The 21,033-nt window shown below is 59.3% G+C and carries 22 protein-coding genes; 16 read left to right on the top strand and 6 right to left on the bottom strand.

Annotated features, from left to right (window positions below):
• Positions 1–19: 19 nt before the first annotated feature.
• Genes sufD through sufB form a run of 4 tightly spaced genes read left to right on the top strand, consistent with a single transcriptional unit; the run spans position 20 to position 4,407 of the window.
• Positions 20–1,327 (top strand): Fe-S cluster assembly protein SufD, encoded by a 1,308-nt coding sequence (gene sufD / locus PD282_RS19310; RefSeq protein ID WP_274652335.1) that lies wholly within the window; start codon positions 20–22, stop codon positions 1,325–1,327.
• Positions 1,324–2,550, top strand: coding sequence for a cysteine desulfurase (locus tag PD282_RS19305; RefSeq protein ID WP_274652333.1), 1,227 nt, complete (start codon positions 1,324–1,326; stop codon positions 2,548–2,550). Before sufD ends, PD282_RS19305 begins: the two co-directional genes overlap by 4 nt.
• Complete coding sequence (gene sufU / locus PD282_RS19300) at positions 2,537–2,965, top strand: Fe-S cluster assembly sulfur transfer protein SufU (RefSeq protein ID WP_274652331.1); 429 nt, start codon at positions 2,537–2,539, stop codon at positions 2,963–2,965. Before PD282_RS19305 ends, sufU begins: the two co-directional genes overlap by 14 nt.
• A 44-nt stretch (positions 2,966–3,009) precedes the next feature.
• Positions 3,010–4,407 carry a Fe-S cluster assembly protein SufB gene (sufB, locus tag PD282_RS19295; protein ID WP_274652329.1) on the top strand — a complete coding sequence of 466 codons (1,398 nt, stop codon included), beginning with the start codon at positions 3,010–3,012 and terminating at the stop codon, positions 4,405–4,407.
• Between the two features lie 79 nt (positions 4,408–4,486).
• On the opposite strand, the gene PD282_RS19290 is transcribed toward sufB, so the two are convergent.
• The 3 genes from PD282_RS19290 to PD282_RS19280 form a co-directional block, all read right to left on the bottom strand.
• Positions 4,487–5,542, bottom strand: a complete 1,056-nt coding sequence (locus PD282_RS19290) for an HD-GYP domain-containing protein (protein WP_274652327.1) — start codon at positions 5,540–5,542, stop codon at positions 4,487–4,489.
• Positions 5,543–5,680: 138 nt separating this feature from the next.
• Complete coding sequence (locus PD282_RS19285; RefSeq protein ID WP_274652325.1) at positions 5,681–6,742, bottom strand: ThiF family adenylyltransferase; 1,062 nt, start codon at positions 6,740–6,742, stop codon at positions 5,681–5,683.
• Positions 6,743–6,868: 126 nt separating this feature from the next.
• The gene (locus tag PD282_RS19280; protein ID WP_274652323.1) at positions 6,869–7,588 is read right to left on the bottom strand and encodes a molybdenum cofactor biosynthesis protein; all 720 of its coding nucleotides are present in this window, start codon (positions 7,586–7,588) and stop codon (positions 6,869–6,871) included.
• Between the two features lie 139 nt (positions 7,589–7,727).
• On the opposite strand from PD282_RS19280, the gene moaA reads away from it, so the two are divergent.
• From moaA to PD282_RS19230, 10 genes are all read left to right on the top strand, one after another.
• Positions 7,728–8,729: a GTP 3',8-cyclase MoaA gene (moaA, locus tag PD282_RS19275; protein ID WP_274652321.1), complete on the top strand. Its 1,002-nt coding sequence runs from the start codon at positions 7,728–7,730 to the stop codon at positions 8,727–8,729.
• Positions 8,730–8,788: 59 nt separating this feature from the next.
• The gene (locus PD282_RS19270) at positions 8,789–9,271 is read left to right on the top strand and encodes a hypothetical protein (protein ID WP_274652320.1); all 483 of its coding nucleotides are present in this window, start codon (positions 8,789–8,791) and stop codon (positions 9,269–9,271) included.
• A gap of 23 nt (positions 9,272–9,294) precedes the next feature.
• Positions 9,295–10,773 carry a bifunctional metallophosphatase/5'-nucleotidase gene (locus PD282_RS19265; protein WP_274652318.1) on the top strand — a complete coding sequence of 493 codons (1,479 nt, stop codon included), beginning with the start codon at positions 9,295–9,297 and terminating at the stop codon, positions 10,771–10,773.
• A 35-nt stretch (positions 10,774–10,808) separates the two neighbouring features.
• Complete coding sequence (locus tag PD282_RS19260; protein ID WP_274652316.1) at positions 10,809–11,654, top strand: undecaprenyl-diphosphate phosphatase; 846 nt, start codon at positions 10,809–10,811, stop codon at positions 11,652–11,654.
• Positions 11,655–11,787: 133 nt separating this feature from the next.
• Complete coding sequence (locus PD282_RS19255; RefSeq protein ID WP_274652315.1) at positions 11,788–12,909, top strand: HD-GYP domain-containing protein; 1,122 nt, start codon at positions 11,788–11,790, stop codon at positions 12,907–12,909.
• Between the two features lie 207 nt (positions 12,910–13,116).
• Positions 13,117–14,253 (top strand): radical SAM/CxCxxxxC motif protein YfkAB, encoded by a 1,137-nt coding sequence (gene yfkAB / locus PD282_RS19250; RefSeq protein WP_274652313.1) that lies wholly within the window; start codon positions 13,117–13,119, stop codon positions 14,251–14,253.
• A 39-nt stretch (positions 14,254–14,292) separates the two neighbouring features.
• Positions 14,293–15,639 carry a hemolysin family protein gene (locus PD282_RS19245; RefSeq protein ID WP_274652311.1) on the top strand — a complete coding sequence of 449 codons (1,347 nt, stop codon included), beginning with the start codon at positions 14,293–14,295 and terminating at the stop codon, positions 15,637–15,639.
• 282 nt (positions 15,640–15,921) lie between these two features.
• Positions 15,922–16,152: a spore coat associated protein CotJA gene (locus PD282_RS19240; RefSeq protein ID WP_274652310.1), complete on the top strand. Its 231-nt coding sequence runs from the start codon at positions 15,922–15,924 to the stop codon at positions 16,150–16,152.
• Positions 16,149–16,412, top strand: a complete 264-nt coding sequence (locus tag PD282_RS19235) for a spore coat protein CotJB (RefSeq protein WP_274652308.1) — start codon at positions 16,149–16,151, stop codon at positions 16,410–16,412. Before PD282_RS19240 ends, PD282_RS19235 begins: the two co-directional genes overlap by 4 nt.
• Before the next feature lie 54 nt (positions 16,413–16,466).
• Positions 16,467–17,036: a manganese catalase family protein gene (locus tag PD282_RS19230; RefSeq protein WP_274652306.1), complete on the top strand. Its 570-nt coding sequence runs from the start codon at positions 16,467–16,469 to the stop codon at positions 17,034–17,036.
• A gap of 313 nt (positions 17,037–17,349) precedes the next feature.
• Here the strand turns inward: PD282_RS19230 and PD282_RS19225 are convergent, their stop codons facing one another.
• A complete protein-coding gene (locus PD282_RS19225; protein WP_274652304.1) occupies positions 17,350–17,637 on the bottom strand; it encodes a hypothetical protein in 288 nt (95 codons plus the stop codon).
• 221 nt (positions 17,638–17,858) lie between these two features.
• Here PD282_RS19225 and PD282_RS19220 point away from each other — a divergent pair, with 221 nt between their 5' ends.
• Positions 17,859–18,998: a phosphodiester glycosidase family protein gene (locus PD282_RS19220; protein WP_274652302.1), complete on the top strand. Its 1,140-nt coding sequence runs from the start codon at positions 17,859–17,861 to the stop codon at positions 18,996–18,998.
• A 79-nt stretch (positions 18,999–19,077) separates the two neighbouring features.
• Positions 19,078–19,266 carry a hypothetical protein gene (locus PD282_RS19215; RefSeq protein WP_274652300.1) on the top strand — a complete coding sequence of 63 codons (189 nt, stop codon included), beginning with the start codon at positions 19,078–19,080 and terminating at the stop codon, positions 19,264–19,266.
• Between the two features lie 39 nt (positions 19,267–19,305).
• Here the strand turns inward: PD282_RS19215 and PD282_RS19210 are convergent, their stop codons facing one another.
• Together PD282_RS19210 and PD282_RS19205 are read right to left on the bottom strand one after the other, a co-directional pair.
• The gene (locus PD282_RS19210; protein WP_274652298.1) at positions 19,306–20,463 is read right to left on the bottom strand and encodes a YheC/YheD family endospore coat-associated protein; all 1,158 of its coding nucleotides are present in this window, start codon (positions 20,461–20,463) and stop codon (positions 19,306–19,308) included.
• Positions 20,464–20,474: 11 nt separating this feature from the next.
• A complete protein-coding gene (locus tag PD282_RS19205) occupies positions 20,475–21,023 on the bottom strand; it encodes an N-acetyltransferase (protein WP_274652297.1) in 549 nt (182 codons plus the stop codon).
• Between the last annotated feature and the right edge of the window lie 10 nt (positions 21,024–21,033).

Below are 21,033 nucleotides of genomic sequence, written 5' to 3'. Positions count from 1 at the left end.
CGGAGGAGGCGAACGGGTAATGAGCACACAACTATCGACTCCGGTGAATCGTCAAACCGCCGAGGCGCTGTCGCGCAGCAAAGGCGAGCCGGATTGGCTGACAGAGCTGCGGGCGAAGGGCGCCGAGCTGGCCGAAGCGCTGGACTGGCCGAAGCCGGAGAAAGTGCGTATCGACCGATGGGAATTGACGGCGCTCGGCAGCTACAAAGAAGAGCCGGCCGTTGAAGCGGCGGAGCAGCTGCCGGAAGCGGTGCGCGAGCTGTCTGGAGATGCGCCGGCAGGTTTTGTCGTCCAGCGCAATTCGGGTGCCGTATGGAAGCAGCTGTCGCCAGAGCTGCAGGCGAAAGGCGTCATTTTCACCGACCTGGAGACGGCGGCCCGCGAACACGGCGAGCTGGTGCGCAAGCACCTGTTCCAGGCGGTGCCGCAGGATGAGAACAAGCTGACCGCGCTGCATTCGGCGGTTTGGAACGGCGGCGTGTTCCTGTATGTGCCGCGCAACACGGAAGTGGACATCCCGCTGCAGGCGCTGCTGTTCAGCGACAATGCGGAGGCGACCTTTGCGCCGCACGTGCTGATCGTCGCCGAAAGCAACAGCCGCGTGACCTACGTCGACAACGTCGCGTCCGCGTATCCGGGACAGGCGGGGACGCTCGTCAAGCCGGCGGTCGTCGAAATTTTCGTGAAGCCGGGGGCGCACGTCCGCTTCGCTTCGATCCATCATCTGGCGGAATCGGTCATCGATGCGACCTACCGCCGCGCGATCGTGGAGAACGACGGCCGGATCGAATGGATTATCGGCGATTTGCATGAAGGGCATACGTTGTCCGACACGAAATCGGTGCTGAAAGGAAACGGCTCGACTTCGGATGCGAAGGTAATCAGCGTCGGAACGAAATCGCAGCAGATGAGCCTGACGACAGGCGCCGTCCATATCGGCCGCAGCTCGGAAAGCGGCATGGTGACGCGGGCGGTCATGAAGGACGAAGCGCGCGCGATCATCAACGGCATTACGAAAATCGAGAAAGGCGCGACGAAGGCGAACGGCGAGCAGACGGAGAAGGTGCTGATGCTCAGCCCGAAAGCGCGCGGAGACGCCAATCCGATCCTGCTGATCGACGAGGACGACGTCAAAGCGGGACACGCGGCAAGCGTCGGCCAGGTTAATCCGGAACAGGTGTATTACCTGATGTCCCGCGGCATTTCGAAGCGGGAAGCGGAGCGGCTCATCATTCACGGCTTCCTGGCGCCGGTCGTATCGGAAATTCCGATTGAAGCGGTACAGGAGCAGCTTCGTCAGCTGCTGGAAAGGAAGCTGGAAGGATGAACGCGCGGGAGCTGAAGGAACTGTTTCCGATACTGCAGCAGGATGTGAACGGGCATCCGCTCGTTTATCTGGACAGCGCGGCGACTTCGCAGAAGCCGCGTTCCGTTATTGAAGCCGTCACGCGTTATTATGAGCACGACAACGCCAACGTCCACCGCGGCGTCCATACGCTCGGCTCCCGCGCGACGGAAGCTTACGAGAACGCCCGCGAGAAGACCGCGAAGTTCATCCATGCGGCAAGCGCGCAAGAAATTATTTTTACGCGGGGCACGACGACGGCGCTCAATCTGGTGGCCGGCAGCTACGCGCGCTCCGTTTGCGGCGAAGGCGACGAAATCGTCATTACGCCGATGGAGCATCACAGCAATTTGATCCCCTGGCAGCAGGTTGCCAAGGCGACCGGAGCGACGCTGAAATATATACCGCTTCAGCCCGACGGAACGATCAAACTCGAGGATGCCGAAAATACGATTACGAGCCGGACGAAGATCGTGTCGGTCATGTACGTCTCGAACGTGCTCGGCGTTGTCAATCCGGTCAAGGAAATCGCTGCGATTGCGCACAGGAACGGCGCCGTCATGGTCGTCGACGGCGCGCAGAGCACGCCGCACCGGCGCATCGACGTGCAGGACCTGGATTGCGATTTCTACGCCCTGTCCGGCCACAAGATGTGCGCTCCGACCGGCATCGGCGCCTTGTTCGGAAAGAAGGCGCTGCTCGAGCGGATGGAGCCGATCGAATTCGGCGGCGAAATGATCGACCATGTCGATCTGTACGATTCGACATGGAAGGAGCTGCCCTGGAAATTCGAGGGCGGCACGCCGATTATTGCCGGCGCCGTCGGACTCGGGGCGGCCATCGATTTCTTGACCGAAGTCGGGCTGGACCAGATCGAGGCGCACGAGCATAAGCTGGCCGAGTATGCTTACGGCCGTTTGAGCGAGATCGAAGACGTGACGATTTTCGGTCCGAAGCAGGATCGCGCGGGACTCGTGACCTTTAATCTGGGAGACGTTCACCCGCACGACGTGGCGACTGTGCTCGATACGAAGGGCATTGCGATTCGCGCCGGTCATCATTGCTGCCAGCCGCTCATGCGCTGGCTGAATGTTTCTTCGACGGCGAGAGCAAGCTTTTATTTATACAATACCGAAGAGGACGTTGATCGTCTTGTGGACGCCCTCCATCAAACAAAGGAGTTCTTCGGTTATGGAATTGGATGATCTTTACCGCAGAGTCATCATGGACCATTACAAAAATCCGCGTAATCGGGGAACGCTGGAGGAAGGTTCGGTAACCGTCAACCTGAACAACCCGACGTGCGGCGACCGGATTCAGCTGCAGCTCCAGCTGGAGAACGGGAAAGTGAAACAGGCGAGGTTTACCGGAGAAGGCTGCTCGATCAGCCTTTCCTCGGCTTCGATGATGACGGAAGCGGTGCAGGGGAAAACGCTCGACGATGCGCTCGGAATGGCGGATAAGTTTTCCGGCTTTATGAAAGGCGAATCGGTCGATTTCGGGGACTATGAGGATATCGAGGCGCTGTCGGGCGTCAGCAAGTTCCCGGCGCGCATCAAATGCGCGACGCTCGCCTGGAACGCGCTGCGCAAAGGCATCGAACACGAGAAGACGAAATGAAGGATGCGCCGCCTTGCGGCGCTATACGATGGGAGGCTGTTACGATGGCGAAGCAAATGCCCGATTTGGAAGAATATAAATACGGCTTTCGCGACGAGCATAAGGCCGTGTTTCAATCCGGCAAAGGGTTGACGCCCGAAATCGTCCGCACGATTTCCGAAATGAAGGGCGAACCGTCCTGGATGCTCGATTTCCGTCTGAAATCGCTGGAGCAGTTCAACAAGACGGCGATGCCGCGCTGGGGCGGCAACATGGACGATCTGGATTTCAATGATATCCAGTATTATGTCAAGCCTTCGGAGAAGCAGGGGAAAACGTGGGAAGAGGTTCCCGCGGAAATTAAGGAGACGTTCGACAAGCTCGGCATCCCGGAAGCGGAGCAGAAGTTCCTTGCCGGCGTTTCGGCCCAGTACGAATCCGAGGTCGTCTATCACAGCATGCAGGAAGACCTGGAGAAGCAGGGCGTCATTTTTACCGATACGGATACGGCTCTTCGGGAATATCCGGACATATTCAAGGAATATTTCGGTACGGTCGTTCCGCCGACCGACAATAAATTTGCGGCGCTCAACAGCGCGGTATGGTCCGGCGGCAGCTTCATCTACGTGCCGAAGGGCGTGAAGTGCGAAATCCCGCTGCAGGCTTACTTCCGGATTAATTCCGAGAACATGGGGCAGTTCGAGCGCACGCTCATCATCGCCGACGAGGACAGCTTCGTGCATTACGTCGAAGGCTGTACGGCGCCGATCTACAGCACCAATTCGCTGCACAGCGCGGTCGTGGAAATCATCGTCAAGAAAAATGCCCGCGCCCGCTATACGACGATTCAGAACTGGGCGCCGAATATTTACAACCTCGTGACGAAACGGGCCGTAGCCGAAGAAAACGCGACGATGGAGTGGGTCGACGGCAATATCGGCTCGAAGCTGACGATGAAATACCCGGCCGTCATTCTGAAAGGCCGCGGCGCGAAAGGCATGGTGCTGTCGATTGCGGTAGCAGGCAAAGGGCAGCATCAGGACGCCGGCGCCAAAATGATCCATCTCGCGCCGGATACGACGTCCACGATCGTATCCAAATCGATCAGCAAGCACGGCGGCAAAGTGACGTATCGCGGACTCGCTTCGTTCGGACGCAACTCCGAAGGCTCCAAGGCGAACATCAAATGCGACACGCTCATTCTCGACAACCAGTCGACGTCCGATACGATTCCGTACAACGAAATCATGAACGACAACATTACGCTGGAGCATGAAGCGACGGTGTCCAAGGTGTCCGAGGATCAGCTCTTCTATCTGATGAGCCGCGGGCTGACCGAAGCGGAAGCGACGCAAATGATCGTCATGGGCTTCATCGAGCCGTTCACGAAGGAGCTGCCGATGGAGTATGCGGTCGAGATGAACCGCTTGATCAAGTTCGAAATGGAAGGCTCGATCGGTTAATCCGATACGTGCCCGGCGAAATGACCAGTTTAAAAAACTCCGAATACCGGCTGCCTAAGCCGGATTCGGAGTTTTTGTGCTACATATAGACCTGCTTGACTTCGAGCGACCGGTCGACGGTCAGGTCGACAAAATGGTTGTCGATCTGGATCAGCGGCCGGAAATATTCCGTCGGATGGGTCATAATAATCGTGCCGACCTCGCCCGTATGCAGCTCGACCCGTTTGCCTATGAAGTTCGGGATCATATGACGGATGAACGTATGCGTCGTTTGCGGCTCCAGCTCGCCGAAGCTCATGCGGTACAGCTCCCGAAGCACGAACAACAGATCGCGCTTTTGCTGATAGACGCGGGAGGAAATCATGGCGCTGTATACGTCGGCTACGGCGACGATTTGGGAGAACGGATGCATCCGGTCGCCGGTCAGTCCGTTCGGGTAACCGCTTCCATCAGCTCGTTCGTGGTGCTGCAGCGCGACCAGTGCGGGGACCGTGTCGGCAAAGGAAGCTTTTAAAATGTCGTGCCCGTGCAGCGTATGCGCCTTGATTTTCTCGAATTCGTCCTTCGTCAGGCGGCCCGGTTTGTTCAGGATGCTGCCTTCAATGCGGCATTTGCCCAAATCGTGCAAAAAGCCGGCTTTCCCGGCGTATACGGCATCCTGTTCGTTGTAGCCGAGCCAGGAGGCCAAATAATACGCCAGCATGCCGACCTGTACGGAGTGCTGATACGTATAATCGTCCTTCGTATTAAGCAGCAGCAGCATCGAGACGACGTCGCGTTCCATCCGGAAATTTTCGACGAGCGGCTGAAAGGATTCGTTGGCGTCCCGTTCTTCAATGAACCCTTTCTGAAGCGCATCCGCAAACAGCTGCTCGCAGCCGCTCACCGCATCCTGATAAATCGGCCGGACGGTTTCCAGCCATTTTGGACTGAGACCGGATTCGATCGTGCGATTGACGGTGATAGCGGGCAAACGGTCCTCGACATCGACGTATTCGATCTGATGCTGAAACAAACGGGCAATTTCCTTGGCGAACAGTATCGTTCCTTTCGAAAGCACATGCAGTCCGTATCCGTTAAATGCATCCCGGCTTAACCGATCGCCGTCTTTCAGCTCCATTACATGAACTCTCATGTTCCACCTCTAGCACTAGATTCCATCTCTGAGTTATGTCTATGGTAGCAACAAAACGATCGATTGGCAATAAGATACATTTAAAAAATAGGACAAGCTGCATCCTTTGTTCGGGGGGAACCGCTTGAGGAACCGTTCCTACAAACCGTAGATTTCGCTGTAAATCCGTTTGGCCGCCGCAAGATCTTCCGTCCCCTGGATCAACGTCCGTCCGTCGGGAAAAAGCACGGCCGTCAGCCCGTCGCCGCGGCGAAAGCGCACGAGAAACGGATTGCGTTCGACCTCGCCCGCGGCCGCAAGCCGTCCCGCCAGCTCCTGAAGCCGAATTTGCACCGGCCTTGCGGGCGAGATTTGAATCGTGTTGCGCCCGCACAGCGCGACGGCGGCGGGTTCATAGCCGGCTTCCTCCAGAAAATCGAACCGCCTTCGGCCGCATGCGGGACAATCGTCCTTCTTCGAAGCGCTTACGGCGAGCGGCATAAAGTGCTGGTGCCACAGGTCGATTTGGAGCAGACTGCGGCTGAGGGCGTCCCGGTTGCCGCTTAACCATTTGAGCGCTTCGGCCGATTGCAGGGAGGCGATAACGTCAACCGCCGGCGAGAGAACGCCGGCGGTTTCGCACGTATCGACCGCGCCCGCTTCTGGCACGTCCGGAAACAGACAGCGAAAGCACGGCGTGTCGCCCGGCACGATCGGCATCGTCATGCCGGTGGCGCCGACGACGCCGCCGTACATCCACGGGATGCCGTTCTTAACCGCCACATCGTTGATCAGGTAACGGACCGTAAAGTTGTCCGAACCGTCGAGGATGATGTCGACGCCGTCCAGCAGCTCTTCGGCGTTAACCGCAGTCAAATCGGCGACGACGGGTTCGACCGTAACCTGGCTGTTGATCTCGCCGAGCCGCTCCGCTGCGGCAACGGCCTTCGGCAGCAGCCGTTTGACGTCGCTTTCCGTATACAGCACCTGGCGCTGCAGGTTGCTCCATTCGAGCACGTCGCGGTCGATCAGCCGCACGAATCCGACGCCGGAGCGGACCAGATGCTGCGCGGCGACCGAGCCGAGCGCGCCCATGCCGACGACCGCGGCGCGGCTTTCGCCGATCCGCCGCTGCCCGTCGTCGCCGATCGGCGCGAAGCGGCGCTGCCTGGCATACCGGTCGGCGGACGAAGCAAGCTTTTCGCCATTCTGATTCGTCATATGTGTGACCTCCTAAGCGTTTTCGGAGAAAACGCGCATCGAAAGCATAGGCTCAGGCGTTTTCGGAGAAAACGCAGCATCGAAAGCGTAAGCTCAGGCGTTTTCGGAGAAAACGCGGCTTCCGGGTCAGGGATGGAGCGGCGCGGCAGGGTTCCATGGCCCCTGCTGATGGCCTTTCCATTCCGAGCCGTCTTCCCATACCTCTTTCTTCCAGATAGGTACGACCTGCTTCAGCCGTTCGATGGCATACCGGCTCGCTTCGTAGCAGGCGTCGCGGTGCGGGGCGGAGACGGCAATTACGACGCTGATTTCCGCGATGTCCACGAGACCGATGCGGTGTGCGATGGCGCACAGGGCTCCCGGCCAGCGGCTGCCGAGTTCTTCGCCGATTTGACGGAGCATTTTCTCGGCCATAGGCACATAGGCCTCGTACTCCAGCCGGACCGTCCGCTGTCCCTGCGTCCATTCGCGCGTCGTGCCGGTAAACGTCAGCGAAGCGCCGTGCTCGGGGACGATGACGAGGGCGGTCACCGCCTCGACGGACAGCGGCTCCGTCGTCACGACGTACCGGCCGGCGTCGGAACCGTCCTCCTCGCCGCCGGATACCGGCGGCAGCAGCGCAAGCTCGGACGAAGCGCTGACCGTCTCGCCGTCGGCCGCGTAGGCATGGTTGGAGGCGATAAACGAAACGCGGATCAGCGCTTCCAGCTCGGGGAAACGTCCGATCAGCGCTTCCTTGAGCGCTTGAACCTGCAGCTCGCCACTGTCCAGCTCCAGCGTAACGGCCGGCTGTCCGAACCGTTCGGCCAGTCCGGCGAACAAATGGATTTTCCATTGAAATGTCATGGAAGAAAACCTCTCATCCTTCGAATTGTCGGTTTATATAGCATACCATAATCAGTGTAAAAATGTTATGCTAGTAGGAAGAGGTCCAAAAGGGGTTTACTTCCGAGACAGACTTTGAAAGCTGAGAGGAGCGGGATCGATGCCGGCACTTATAGACCGTTTCGAACGCAAACACGATTACCTGCGCATATCCGTCACGGACCGATGCAATTTGCGATGCTTATACTGCATGCCGGAGGAAGGCGTTCAATTCGCGCCGTCGGACGACCTGCTATCATACGACCAAATCGTCGAAGTGGTGGAAACGGGCGCGGCGCTCGGCATTTCGAAGCTGCGCATTACGGGCGGCGAGCCGCTTGTCCGGCCGGGGCTCGATTCGCTCGTCCGCCGGCTCGCAGCCATTCCGGGCATCCGGGAAATTTCGCTGACGACGAACGGCGTCCTGCTGGCCGATCAGGCCGAGGCGCTTCGAAAGGCGGGCGTCACCCGGGTCAATATCAGTCTCGATACGCTGGATCCGGCGCGGTTTCGTTTTATTGCGCGGCGCGGCGAGCTGAAGCGGGTGCTGGACGGCATCGAGGCGGCAGCGAAAGCCGGCTTTGCGCCGATCAAGCTGAACTGCGTGCTGCTGAAGGGCGTCAACGAGGACGAAATCGCCGCCTTCCTGATGATGGCCCGCGACCAGCCGCTCCATGTCCGTTTTATCGAGTATATGCCGATCGGCCACGCCGACGAGAATTGGAAAAAGCATTATTTGCCGCTTTCGCGCGTCCTCGAAATGGCGCAGGAGCTCGGGCTGCAGACGGAAAGGCGGGACAACGTCGTCGGCAACGGGCCGTCGGACGATTACCGCATTGCCGGAGGGGCGGGTTCGTTCGGCCTGATTCATCCGGTGAGCGATCATTTCTGCCAGCGCTGTAACCGGCTGCGGCTGACCGCGGACGGCAGCATCAAGCCGTGCCTGTATTGGGTCGACGAGCTGAATGTGAAGCCGGCGCTCGGAAACCCGGAGGCGATGCAGGCCTTGTTCATGCGGGCGATGGACATCAAGCCGCTCAATCACGAAATGGCAGCCAAGCTGGCGGACGAGGCGCAAAGCCACGTGCCGACGGAAAGAAGAATGTCGCAGATCGGCGGATAGTCCTCGGGGAGGAAGGTTCGCGAAGAACAGGCGCGCAAGACGGGAAAGGAACGGTAACGATGAGCAGCGATAATCATAGCGTCCATATTCGGATCGAGCATTTTGGACTGCCGCCGCACGACACGACAGCCGGGGAAATGGCGTCGCTGGCCGGCGGCGTTTTTCCGCTGTCGGAGCGGGTGGAGAACGCAGCCGGGGAAGCGTTTGATTTTCACGCCTGGTATTCGGCCTGGCGCGCGGAGCGGCGGCTCGGGGACGGCGTCCCGGCGCCGACGCACCTGAAGACGGAGGCGGCCGATTCGTTCGAGGCGCTGATCCCGTGGGAGCAGCTCGGCCAGGCGGCCTTCCAATGCGGGCCGGGCGGCGAGCCGCTTCCGAAGGGAGGACCGGTCCGGCTTTACGTGCCGGACGGCTCAAGCGCGTGCCTGAACGTGAAAGGCGTCGTCCTGTGCCGCTTCATTCATGAGGAGGCGGAGCGAGGAAGCGTAACCTACGGCTTCAAACGGACGTTCTCGCCGCAGGAGCTGCGGCAAAAACGTTAATCGAACCATTTTCGGAGGCTTACATGAATCAAACGTCTTCCACTGCTCCCGAGCTCATTTTGCTGCACAGCAACGATATCCACAGCCGGCTGGAGCAGGCGGCGAAAATTGCCGCCTATATCGCGGAGACGCGGCGGGCGTACGGCGCGGAGCGGGTGCTGGCACTCGATATCGGCGACCATATGGACCGCATGCGCGTCGAGACGGAGGGCAGCGACGGCCTGGCCAACATTGCCCTGCTGAATGCGGCCGGCTACGAAGCGGTGACGCTCGGCAACAACGAAGGGCTGACCATGGTGCCGGAGCAGCTGGCTGAGGCGTACGGCGCATCCGCGGATTTTCAGGTCGTCTGCGCGAATATGCAGGAGCTCGGCTCGGGCAAACGCCCTGACTGGTTGAAAGCCCATGCGGTCATCCGCAAAGGCCGGCTGAACATCGGCTTGATCGGCGCGACGGCCGCGTTCGCCGATTTTTATTCGCTGCTGGGATGGGAGGCTTCCGACCCGATCGCGGCTGTCCGGGAAGAAGCGGAGCGGCTCAGGGACAAGGTCGACGTGCTCGTCGTATTGTCGCACCTGGGGCTGCCGATGGACCGGCGAATGGCGCGGGAGGTTCCGGGCCTCGATTTGATTCTGGGCGGGCATACGCACCATTTGCTGGAAAGCCCGGAGATCGTGAACGGCACGTGCATATGCGCCGCCGGCAAATTCGGCGAATACGTCGGCCGCGTGGAGATCGGCATCGATCCCGTCTCTGCGCGCCCGGTGTTCCGCTGCACGTGCGTGCCGATGGCCGCATATGCGGAGCAGCCCGAAGCCGCCGAGATCAACCGCGGCTTCCGGGAGGCGGGCATGCGCCGGCTCAGCCGGGTCGTCGCCCGGCTGGAAGCGCCGCTGCCCGCCAGCGCCGAGCGGGAATCGCCGCTCGGCAATTTGCTTGCCGCCGGCCTGCGGCGCTGGACCGATGCCGAGATCGGCATCGTTAACGCGGGCCAGCTGCTCGGCGGCCTCGCCGCAGGCGACGTCACCGAGGGCGATATCCACGCCCTCTGCCCGTCGCCGATCAATCCGTGCCGGATGCTGCTGTCCGGCACGGCGATTCGCCGGGCGCTCGAGGAGGCGCTGCTCGGCGAATATATCGGGATGGCGATCCGCGGCTTCGGCTTCCGAGGCCTGCAGCTCGGCACGCTGGCGGTTGACGGGCTCGTCGTGCACTGGAATCCGGACGGCCCTCCTTACGCCAAAATCGGCTCCGTCCAAGTGTGCGGCGCCGAGCTTGAGCCGGAGCGGACGTACAGCGTCGGGACGATCGACATGTTTACGTTCGGAGTCGGCTATGAGACAATGAAAAGCGGCGCGGACATCCGCTTTTATTTGCCGGAATTTATCCGCGACGTGCTGGCCCGTGAGCTGAAGGACGAAGGGGCGATCGAGGATTGCTCCCGCAGGCGCTGGATTGCCGAAGGCCCGTCCGGAAGCGGCCCGGTGCCGCAAGCGGAATAGAAGAGACAGAGTAAAGGAGAGAACCGGACCAGACTATGGGAGATATCATTAACGCGATTATTCTCGGGATTATCGAAGGATTGACGGAGTTCCTGCCCGTTTCCTCGACGGGGCACATGATTTTGGCCAACAAGCTGCTCGGCTATACGCCGGATGACCAGATCATCAAGACGTTCGAAGTCGTTATCCAGCTGGGCGCGATTTTGGCGATCGCGCTCATTTACCGCCACCGCATTTTGAATTTGTTCGGCCTCTCGAAAAAGACCGAGTCGGTCGCGACCTTCTCGAATATCGGGCACCGCCGCAGCAGGCTGAACCTGATCCACGTCGCGCTCGGCATCGTCCCGCCGCTCGCGCTTGCTTTTCTGCTGAGGAACGTCATCAAGGACGACGGCTTCAATCAAAAGCCGGTGCTGTTGGCGCTCGTAGTCGGCGGCATTTATATGATTGTGGCGGAATGGCTCGTAAGAACGCGCCGCATCCGCGTCGTTTCCGAAACGATGGACGATATTACATACAAGCAGGCGCTGATGATCGGCATTCTGCAGTGCCTGTCGCTTTGGCCCGGCTATTCCCGCTCCGGCTCGACGATTGCGGGCGGCATGCTCGTCGGAACGAGCTATCGGGCGGCCGCCGACTTCTCATTCCTGATGGCGATTCCGATCATGGTCGTCGCATCCGGCTACGAGATGCTGGACAACTATAAAAACATTACCGGCCACAACCTCGTTTTCTTTATCGTCGGATTTGTCGTCGCGTTTATCGTGGCGTGGCTTGTCATCATCGCATTTATGAAGGTTATCCAGAAGGTAAGGCTCACTCATTTTGCCATCTACCGTCTGGTCGTCGCCGCCTTGTTCTGGATCTTTATCATGCGGTAACCAAAACGGCTGGCTCTGTAAAGAAATGTCGATATTTGGCGATGAACCTGTTGCCCTTTTCCTTAAAATCCCTTACATTAACATTACGAGGACATCGATTTAGGAAAAAAGCTGCAAGTCAGGAGTCGATCCCATGCGGTTGCTGTCCATTCAGGCGTGCCGTCCCGGCATGAGGCTGGCCAAAAAAATCTATTCCGAGGAAGGGCTCGTCCTGCTGGCGGAAAATGTCGAATTGACCGGCAGGCTGATCGCGAAGCTCGAGGAGTGCGGCGTCAGCTTTGTCTATATCGCCGACCCCCGGACGGCGGATCTGGTCGTGCCGGATATGATCGGCGAGGAAACCAGGCACCGCGCCTTAACGGAGATCCGTACCAATTTCCGCATGCTGATGGACAAATCCGGGCATAAATCGGGCGGGACTTATCCGTATATCGCTCAGCCTTTTCGCCAGGTGATGAATATGGTCATCGACGACATTACCGCGCAGCGTGACGCCATGCTGCTGCTGATGAATATGGGCGCGGTGGACGATTATTTAGTCCATCATTCCTTGAACGTATGCGTCTATTCCACCTTGCTGGGCGCGGCGAGCGGCTATTCGCGCGACGAGCTGATGACGCTCGGTCTGGGGGCGATGCTGCACGACATCGGCAAAACGCAAATCAGCCCTCAATTGCTAAAGAAAGAGGGCTCGCTGACGCCGGCGGAATACGAGGAAATGAAGCGGCACGCGGAGCGTGGCTATATCCTGCTCAAGGATGAGCCGAACATTCCGCTTCTTGCCGCGCACTGCGCCTATCAGCATCACGAGCGACTGGACGGCAGCGGCTATCCGCGGGGGATCAAAGGCGAGGACATACATGAGTACGCCAAATGGATCGGACTGGTCGACTCCTACGATGCGATGACGACCGCGCGGGTATACCGCGCTCCGATGCTGCCGCATCAAGCGGTGGAGGCGCTGTATGCGGGCACGGGAACGCTTTACGATCAGCGGATGCTGCAGCTGTTCCGGGACAAGGTTGCCATTTATCCGCTCGGCATAACGGTCCGGCTGCAAACCGGGGAAACGGGCGTCGTCGTCGATATCAACTCGTCCTGCCCGCACCGGCCGGTTGTCCGCATTTTGTATAACGAATCCGGCGAGGAGCTCAAGGCGCCGTATGAAATCGACTTATCCAAGCAGCTGTCGATGATGATCGGCAGCGTGAACGACGGTCAGACGAAGCCGGCGGCCGCAAGCGTAACCATATAATTGGCGGTATGTTATGCCCCATTGGGGCCGAATGCCGCCCGGGGGGAGCCGCTGACAGGCTCCTTCTTTTGTTAGATCGGCGGGCTTGAAGCGATAAGCGGAGACACCCGGCGTCATTGCAAAGATTTGCAACAATCGCCGATGAACATTACAATGAAAAGAATACGAAGCGTTCATTATTCCTTTAGTCAGGTGCTGAAAACGAACATGTACAAGGCAAGCTCCTATTACCGGGAAACGGAGCCGGCGGCTCTGTCTCCTATCAACGATCCATGGGATCCGATCGTTTCGCTGCGGACATTCGGCCGTCACCGGCTGACCAGCGTCGAAATGACGGTCTCCAATTTGTGCAACATGCGCTGCGAGCATTGCGCGGTCGGCGATTCGCTCGTTCTGGCCGAGCCCCCGAAGCTGCCGGTTGACGATATGCTGCGGCGGCTTGACGAAGTCGAGCAGCTTCAGACGATCAGCATTACCGGAGGCGAGCCTTCCTTTTCCGAACGGACGGTCAAGGAGACGATTATCCCGCTGCTGAAATACGCGCGCAGCCGGGGCGTCCGCTCGCAGATCAACTCGAACGTGACGCTCGATTACAGCCGTTACGAGGCCGTCGCGCCTTATTTGGACGTCATGCATATTTCCTTCAACTATGTAAACACGGACGATTTCCACCGGATCGGCTTTGCCCGAAGCGGTCATCCCGTCGCGAAAGAAACGGCTGCCCGGATGTACGAGCGAATGATCGACAACGCCCGGCGGCTTAGCGAAGGCGGCTTATTCGTCTCGGCGGAATCGATGATCAATTTCCGGACTCACCTGCAGATCGCGGACATTCACAAGCTCATCGTCGAAATGGGCTGCAGGCGGCACGAGGTGCATCCCATGTATCCGAGCGCATTTGCCGCCGGCCTGCCGATGCTGACGAGAGACGAGATGCGCAGCGCGGTCGCCCGGCTGCTCGACGGCCGGGACCGGTCCGTCTGGATGCTGTTCGGAACGCTTCCGTTTTTCCGCTGCAGCGACGATCCCGAGGACCGCATGCTGCTGGAGCGGCTTGCCGCCGAGCCGAATGTGACCGTCCGCAACGACCCCGACGGCCGCAACCGGCTGAACGTCAACCTGTTTTCGGGCGACGTGTTTGTCACCGATTTTTCCGATGTGCCCGCTTTCGGCAATATCCGGGACGACAGGCTGGATGACTTGTTCGAGCGATGGCTCCGCCATCCGCTTGCCCGAAACGTCGATTGCCACTGTCCCGCGGCCGGCTGCTGCGGCCCGAATCTGCTCGTCAAAGAAATGTACTATCGCGATGTCGACTTTACATCGCGGCGTGCAAAATTTTAACGGCTGCCCGATTTTGGCACGGGAGGAGCGAACCGATCCTTGGAAGACGTTGAATTTGGCCGAATTGCCGTCAATCTGCTCGTTGTTTTCGTCCTTGTCCTGCTGAACGGTTTTTTCGTCGCGGCCGAATTCGGACTGGTTAAAGTCCGCCAGTCGCGGCTGACTCAGCTGGCCAACGAAGGCAATGTCCGGGCGAAATATGCCTTGAGGGTCAACAAAAAGCTGGACGTCTATTTGTCCGCTACGCAGCTGGGCATTACGCTGGCTTCGCTTGGGCTCGGCTGGGTCGGCGAACCGGTCATCTCCGAGCTGATCGTCGAGCCGATTATGCATGCGGCCGGCATGACGGACGAAACGATCATTTCCTCCGTTTCCGTCGTGATCGGGTTTCTCGTCATTACGTTTTTGCATATCGTGCTCGGCGAGCTGGCTCCGAAATCGCTGGCCATTCAGAAATCCGAATCGACGTCGCTGTGGCTGTCGGCGCCGCTGCTGCTCTTCTACCGGCTGTTCCTGCCGGCCATCTGGCTGCTCAATTTTGCTGCCAACCGGCTGCTTCGGCTGTTCGGCATCCAGCCTGCCGCGGAGCATGATACTGCCCATACGGAAGAGGAAATCCGGATTTTGATGGACCAGAGCGCCCGAAGCGGCATTATCGACAAGGACGAATTAAAGCTGTTCGATAACGTATTCGAATTTTCCGACCGGCTGGCGCGAGAGGTGATGCTTCCCCGCACCGACATGGACTGCCTGTACGCCGACCAGCCGTTCGCCGAAAACATGAAAACCGTATACCGGCTGAAGCATACCCGTTTCCCGGTCTGTGTCGAGGATAAGGACCAGCTGATCGGATTCGTCCATATTACCGACCTGCTTACGGCGGACCCCGACGAGGATCACGATTTGCGCAGCTTTTTGCGGCCGATCCTGAACGTGCCGGAATCGATGGAAATCAGCCATGTGCTGAAGCTGATGCAGCGCAATCACTCGCAGCTAGCCATTGTCGTGGACGAATACGGCGGAACGGCGGGGATGATGACGACCGAGCAGATTTTGGAAGAAATCGTCGGTGAAATTCATGACGAGTTCGATACCGAGCAGCCGAACGTCGTGGTTAAGGGGAGCGTCACGTCCGTCGACGGCCGCATGCTGATCGAAGATATTAACGACATGTTTAACTTGGATATCGAGGACGAAGACGTCGACTCGATCGGCGGCTGGCTGTTTACGAAGGTCGAAGGCAATCCGGTAAAAGGAAAGAAAGTCCATCATGGCGGCTACACGTTCGAAATTGCCGAAAGCAAACGGCTTCGCGTTCTTCGCATACATATTTACAAGCAGGAAAGCGTCCTGCCCGCGTTCGAACCTCTGGATCAAAGGCACTGAACGGTTGCCGAAGCCGGGGGCGTCGCTGAAAACCGCTTGGAAGACGCGCGGCGTCGTTTAACCCTTGTATATCGCCCTCTGTTTCGGCCATCTCGAGCCGAAACGGAGGGCGATTTTCGTTTGAACGGAAGGAAACGGCCGTTACCTCGGCAGGTTCGGATTGTCGCGGCTTTGAAACGAGGGACTTCCCCGGGATCAAAAAAATGGGCGCTGCGGGAACTAAAGATGGGCGAACGTCATAAGATAGCTAAAGAAAAAAGAAACCTAAGGAGGAATCCGCTGGTGAACGAGCCGAGTCAGACCCGCGAGTGGTATCCGTTCGTCGGGCCTTTCGACCCATGCCCCCCGAAGTACGTGAAAACCTACGTCGTGCCGCCCAACCAGTTCATCCCCTACCAGCCCATGAATTTACCGCAGTTTCCGCTCCATCAGGCGCTCCATGTCGGAACGCTTTGGCCTGCGCTGTACAGTCCGTATGAATCGAAATGCGGCAAAGGAGGACTGCAGCCATGAGCAAACAGCTGGACGAGAACTATTACCGGAAGCTCGAGGAGCTGCAGCAGCTGGAATTTGCGCTGGTCGAGCTGACCTTGTTTTTGGATACGCACCCGAACGACATGCAGGCGCTGCAGCAGTTCAATCAGCTGGCCCAGCAGCGCCAGCAGTGCGCTTACCAGTTCGAAATGCAGTACGGTCCGCTGATGCAGTTCGGGCACAGCTTTTCGAAATACCCGTGGCAGTGGGTCGACACTCCCTGGCCTTGGCAGGTATAACGAAAGCTCCCCGGACGGCGGCAGCCGATGACGGGTTCGGAGGGATGGAAAACAATGTGGATTTATGAAAAAAAGCTGCAGTATCCGGTTCGCGTCAGCAAATGCGATCCGATGATGGCCAAATTTCTGCTCGAGCAATACGGCGGCGCCGACGGCGAGCTTGCCGCGGCGCTGCGATACTTAAATCAGCGCTATTCGATTCCCGATAAAGTGATCGGGCTGCTGACCGATATCGGTACCGAAGAATTCGCGCATCTCGAAATGATCGCGACGATGGTTTACAAGCTGACGAAGGATGCCACGCCGGATCAGATGCGAGCGGCTGGACTTGGGGATCATTATTCGCAGCATGACAACGCGCTGTTTTATCAAAATTCCTCGGGCGTTCCCTGGACGGCGGCTTACATTCAGGCGAAGGGCGATCCGCTGGCCGACTTATACGAAGATATCGCAGCCGAGGAGAAGGCGAGGGCGACGTATCAGTGGCTGATCGACCTGACCGACGACGTCGATCTCCAGGACGGACTGAAGTTCCTGCGCCAACGCGAGGTCGTGCACGCCATGCGGTTCAAGGAAGCGGTCGAGATGATCAAAGCCGACCGAGATACGAAAAAGGTATATTGATGAAGCCATCCATGAACGGATAAAAATAAAAAGAGGAGCCGATTGCCATCGACTCCTCTTTGCAGCGGCCGTGATGAAGGGCCGCTTTGTTTGGACCGCTTCTAGCGGCCGTTTGTGTGTCATGAATAGTTCGGTTAGACCAGACCGTACCTTGCCGGGGGCGGTCTGTTTTCGTTATGGCTCACGTTCGTTTCCTGCGCTTACTCCCCGAAATTGCCACCGGCGCCAGGGCGGTCATGTTTCCGCTTTGGCTCACATCGATTTCTTCACTTGCTCCACGAAATTGCCCGGTGCGGTCTGTTGCCGTTATGGCTCATGTTCGTTTCCTGCGCTTGCTCCCCGATGCCGCCGCTTGCGCCCGGGCGTATTGTCCAGCAGTCCGCCTTCCTGCTGACGAAACGCCCGCGGCTTGCGAGCCCGGCTCGCTGCCGCCGGCAGCGGCGCCGCTCCCGCCTTCGGCCGCCGGACCGTTCGGCCCGGCTTCGGCACCCGAACCGCTGTTGGACGTCGACGTATCGGATGTCGAGATGGTATCGACGTTTCCGAAAATGATCGTTCCCGCGTTGTTGACGACGAGCACATATCCGATTCGGCAGGTCATGGAGCATCTTCCCTTTTCGTTCAATATACGTTATGGATATGAATCGGCTTGTATTTGTGCGTTGGCGGTTGCAAGAGATACAAACGCCTCTTTTTCACCGGTGCCTGCCGGTCTTATGCCTGCGGTCCCGGATCGTGCCGATTTTTGGCCGCAAACCGAAACTTTTTCGCGATTCGTCTCGTTTAATAGGTACATTTCAGCGTGAGAAACGAGGCGTCAGGATGGATACGAAGCTTACATCCGCTTCTTCGGTCACGTCCGAGCGCAGCCGGACGGCTGCGGCACGGCAGCGAAGAAGCGCAAAAAAACATAAAAAACGGCTCGGCCGCACACTGTTTCGCCTGTTCCTCCTGCTGGTCCTGCTGGCCGTATCGGCTGTGGGCTGGCTGTTTTTAACGCCTTCGGGCACGAATATCCGGTACCTTGCGGCCGATACGCTCATTACGACGCAGCACCGGTATTTGGCGAAATATATCATCGGCCAGGCCGAGCTGAACCGCCGGGTGGCGGAGTATCAGAAGCAGTTCGACGATATGGGCGTGGAGAAGGATCGTCACCAGATCACCCTGCCGCCGCCGGCGGTCGAAGAAGCCAAGCCGCTCGTGCAGGTCGAGGACATTTCCGGAGCGGGCTACAAAGGGTTTCTGATGATTGTCAACGATCCGACCAAAATCCGGCTCGGCGTGCCGGCTGTCCCGGGCAAGGGGGAACGGGTACTCAGCATGGTTCAGCGCTACGGCGCGATTGCCGGCGTCAACGCGGGCGGCTTTGCCGATCCGAATTGGGAAGGAAACGGCTTCCAGCCAATCGGCGTCGTCATTTCGCAGGGCAAGGTGTTTTACGACGACACGGGCAAGAGCAAGACGACGCAGATTGTCGGCATCGACAAAAACGGCAAAATGATTGCCGGGCGGTACACGCTGAAACAGATGCAGGACATGGGCGTTCAGGAGGCGGTGACGTTCCAGCCGCGTATTATCGTGAACGGTAAAGGACTGATCAAAAACGCGAAGGACGGCTGGGGCATCGCGCCGCGCACGGCAATGGGGCAGCGCGCAGACGGCGCGATCCTGTTCGTCGTCATCGACGGGCGGCAGCCCGGCCGAAGCATCGGCGCCAATTTGTACGACGTGCAGCAGATCATGCTGAAGCACGGCGCCGTCATTGCCGCCAATTTGGACGGAGGCTCGTCCACCATGCTCGTCAAGGACGGGAAGGTGCTGAACAAGCCGTCGACGAAAAGTCCGGAGGGCCGCTATCTCCCGACGGCGTGGCTCGTGTTCGAGCATCCGGAAGAGGCGCATATTGCGAACGTTTGGGCCGGTCTGCGGCCGCAGGATATCGATCCCGCCAAATGGTAACGCCGACCGATGCATAATTGCGCCCGAACGGCCGCATGCTAACCTTCGTGTTCAGCCATTATGGACAGGGAGGCGCCGCATGGGCGAGAACGTCAATTACAACCGCAACCGGCGCGGCCGGACCGACAACAACGATCAGCGGGATTCCGAAGTGCACGGAGGGGAGTTCCGCAACGGCCGTTTAAGCCAGTTTAAGAACAACAATCCTTTTGGTCACGAAGTGCCGAACGAATACATCGATAAAGCGGAGCGGAACAGCCTCGACTAAAGGCGCCGCCCGGCAAAGAAAAATCCCGGAAGCGGCCTGTCAAGGCGTTCCGGGATTTGCTTTTTCCTGGGCATCGGCGACTTGCGCCTTATCCCGGTTGTTTTTCTTTTGCCCGTACAGCCAAAGCGCATACTCGAGCGGCCGGGTAATCGCCCGCCGGTACGTCGTGCGCTCGCCGGCCTGGGCGAACACCTCGCGGGCCGGCTTCGGGTTGACCTCGAGCAGCCAAATGTGGCCATTGCGGTCGATGGCCAGATCGAGCGCGAGCTCGCACAGTCTGCCGTACGACTGTTCGAGAAAATCGGCGATTTCGACACCGAGCTCCTCCGCATGCTGTTTGACCGCCTTCGTCTTCTCCTCGTCGCCGAGCCACTGGCTGAGCAGGCTCTGCATCGTGCGCGCGTGCCCTCCGCCGTGCAGGTTGGACGTAATGCTCCGCGCCGCTCCGACCCGCCCGGCGCAGCCGGTTACCTCCCAGGCGCCGCGGCCGTTTTTCTGCACCAGCATCCGGTAATCGTGCACCCGGCCGTTCGGCAGCTTGAGCTGAATGCCCTGCTGCACGAGATAGCGCCTGTTCTTCAGGTTCCAGCCGGATAACCGGCTGTGCAGCGAGGAGAGCTTCACGAGCTGCGGGCTGATAATGCGCCGCGATAGATCGCGGCCCTGAATCAGGCAGGTGCCGTCCCGCTGCTTCTCGATCCGCAGGATTCCCCGTCCGCCGGTGCCGTCGATCGGCTTCAAATAAACGAGCGGATATTTGCGGACCATTTCGGTAAGATCGTTCGGCGATTCGTAAGATCGGGTAAGCGGCAGGTGGGAGCGGAACCGTTCCTCCCGCCGCATCGTTTTGTATACCGTCCATTTGTTGCGGAGCACCCGGTTCAAAAACGTCAAATGCCCGTATTTGCTGCGAAACACCTGCAGCCGTTCGAACCGGGAGCTGCGCTGGATCCGGCAGCGGTCGTAAATCAAATGGGGGAACGACCGCCATTTGCGCGACCAGCGTTTTGTCGCGGGATCGAAGATGAGCGCATGGATCCGGTTTTGTTTATAGTTGACGTCGTCCGGCGTAAAAACAAAGATGTCAAGTCCCAGCTTGCGGCCCGCCTCCGTCATTTTCTGATAGACCGTTCTTTCTTCCAGCAAGCCGTTGTCGTTTAAATAGAGCGTTAATATGCCCAGCACGGGCTGGCCCATGCGGATTCCTCCTAGTTCTCGGGCTCGCTTTCGAACCGGAGCGTCGGCTTTCCGGTCGGCCCGGCAAACAGGCCGACCGCCTTCATTCCGGCGCGAAAGCACATTTGCATGCTCGCCGGGTTATCGGCGGCGACGCTGCAGCTGAGCCGCCCCCAGCGGCTGCGCAGCGCAAGGAGAAGCGAGGCGCCTGTGCCCCGGCCTCTTGCCTCGGGGCGCACGGCGACGAGGCATGCGCGCTCGCCGGCGTCCGCGGCGAAGGCGACGCCGGCGAGCCTACCGCCGCCGACGGCGACGGCGACGGCTGCCGTGCGCCGCGGCTCGCGCGATGCCGGCACCCAGCTGCCGGCGGCTCCGCCGGCGTTGGCGGTGCCTGCGGCCGCGCTGCGGCCGGCCGGCCGTGCCGCTGCGCTTTCCGGCGCCGCCAGCTCCTCGGCCTTCAGCTCGCGCAGCTCGCGAAGGGCCGCAGCCGTCAGCCGGCTGTCGCCGTATTTCCGGCAGAAGGCCAGCAGCCGGTTGTGCACGGCCTCGAGTTGTGCCGGCGACAGCAGCCTCACTTCCATGCTCCGATAC

This window comes from Paenibacillus humicola (assembly GCF_028826105.1).
GTDB lineage: Bacteria > Bacillota > Bacilli > Paenibacillales > Paenibacillaceae > Paenibacillus_Z > Paenibacillus_Z humicola.
This window is presented reverse-complemented; position numbering and strand designations above follow the sequence as displayed.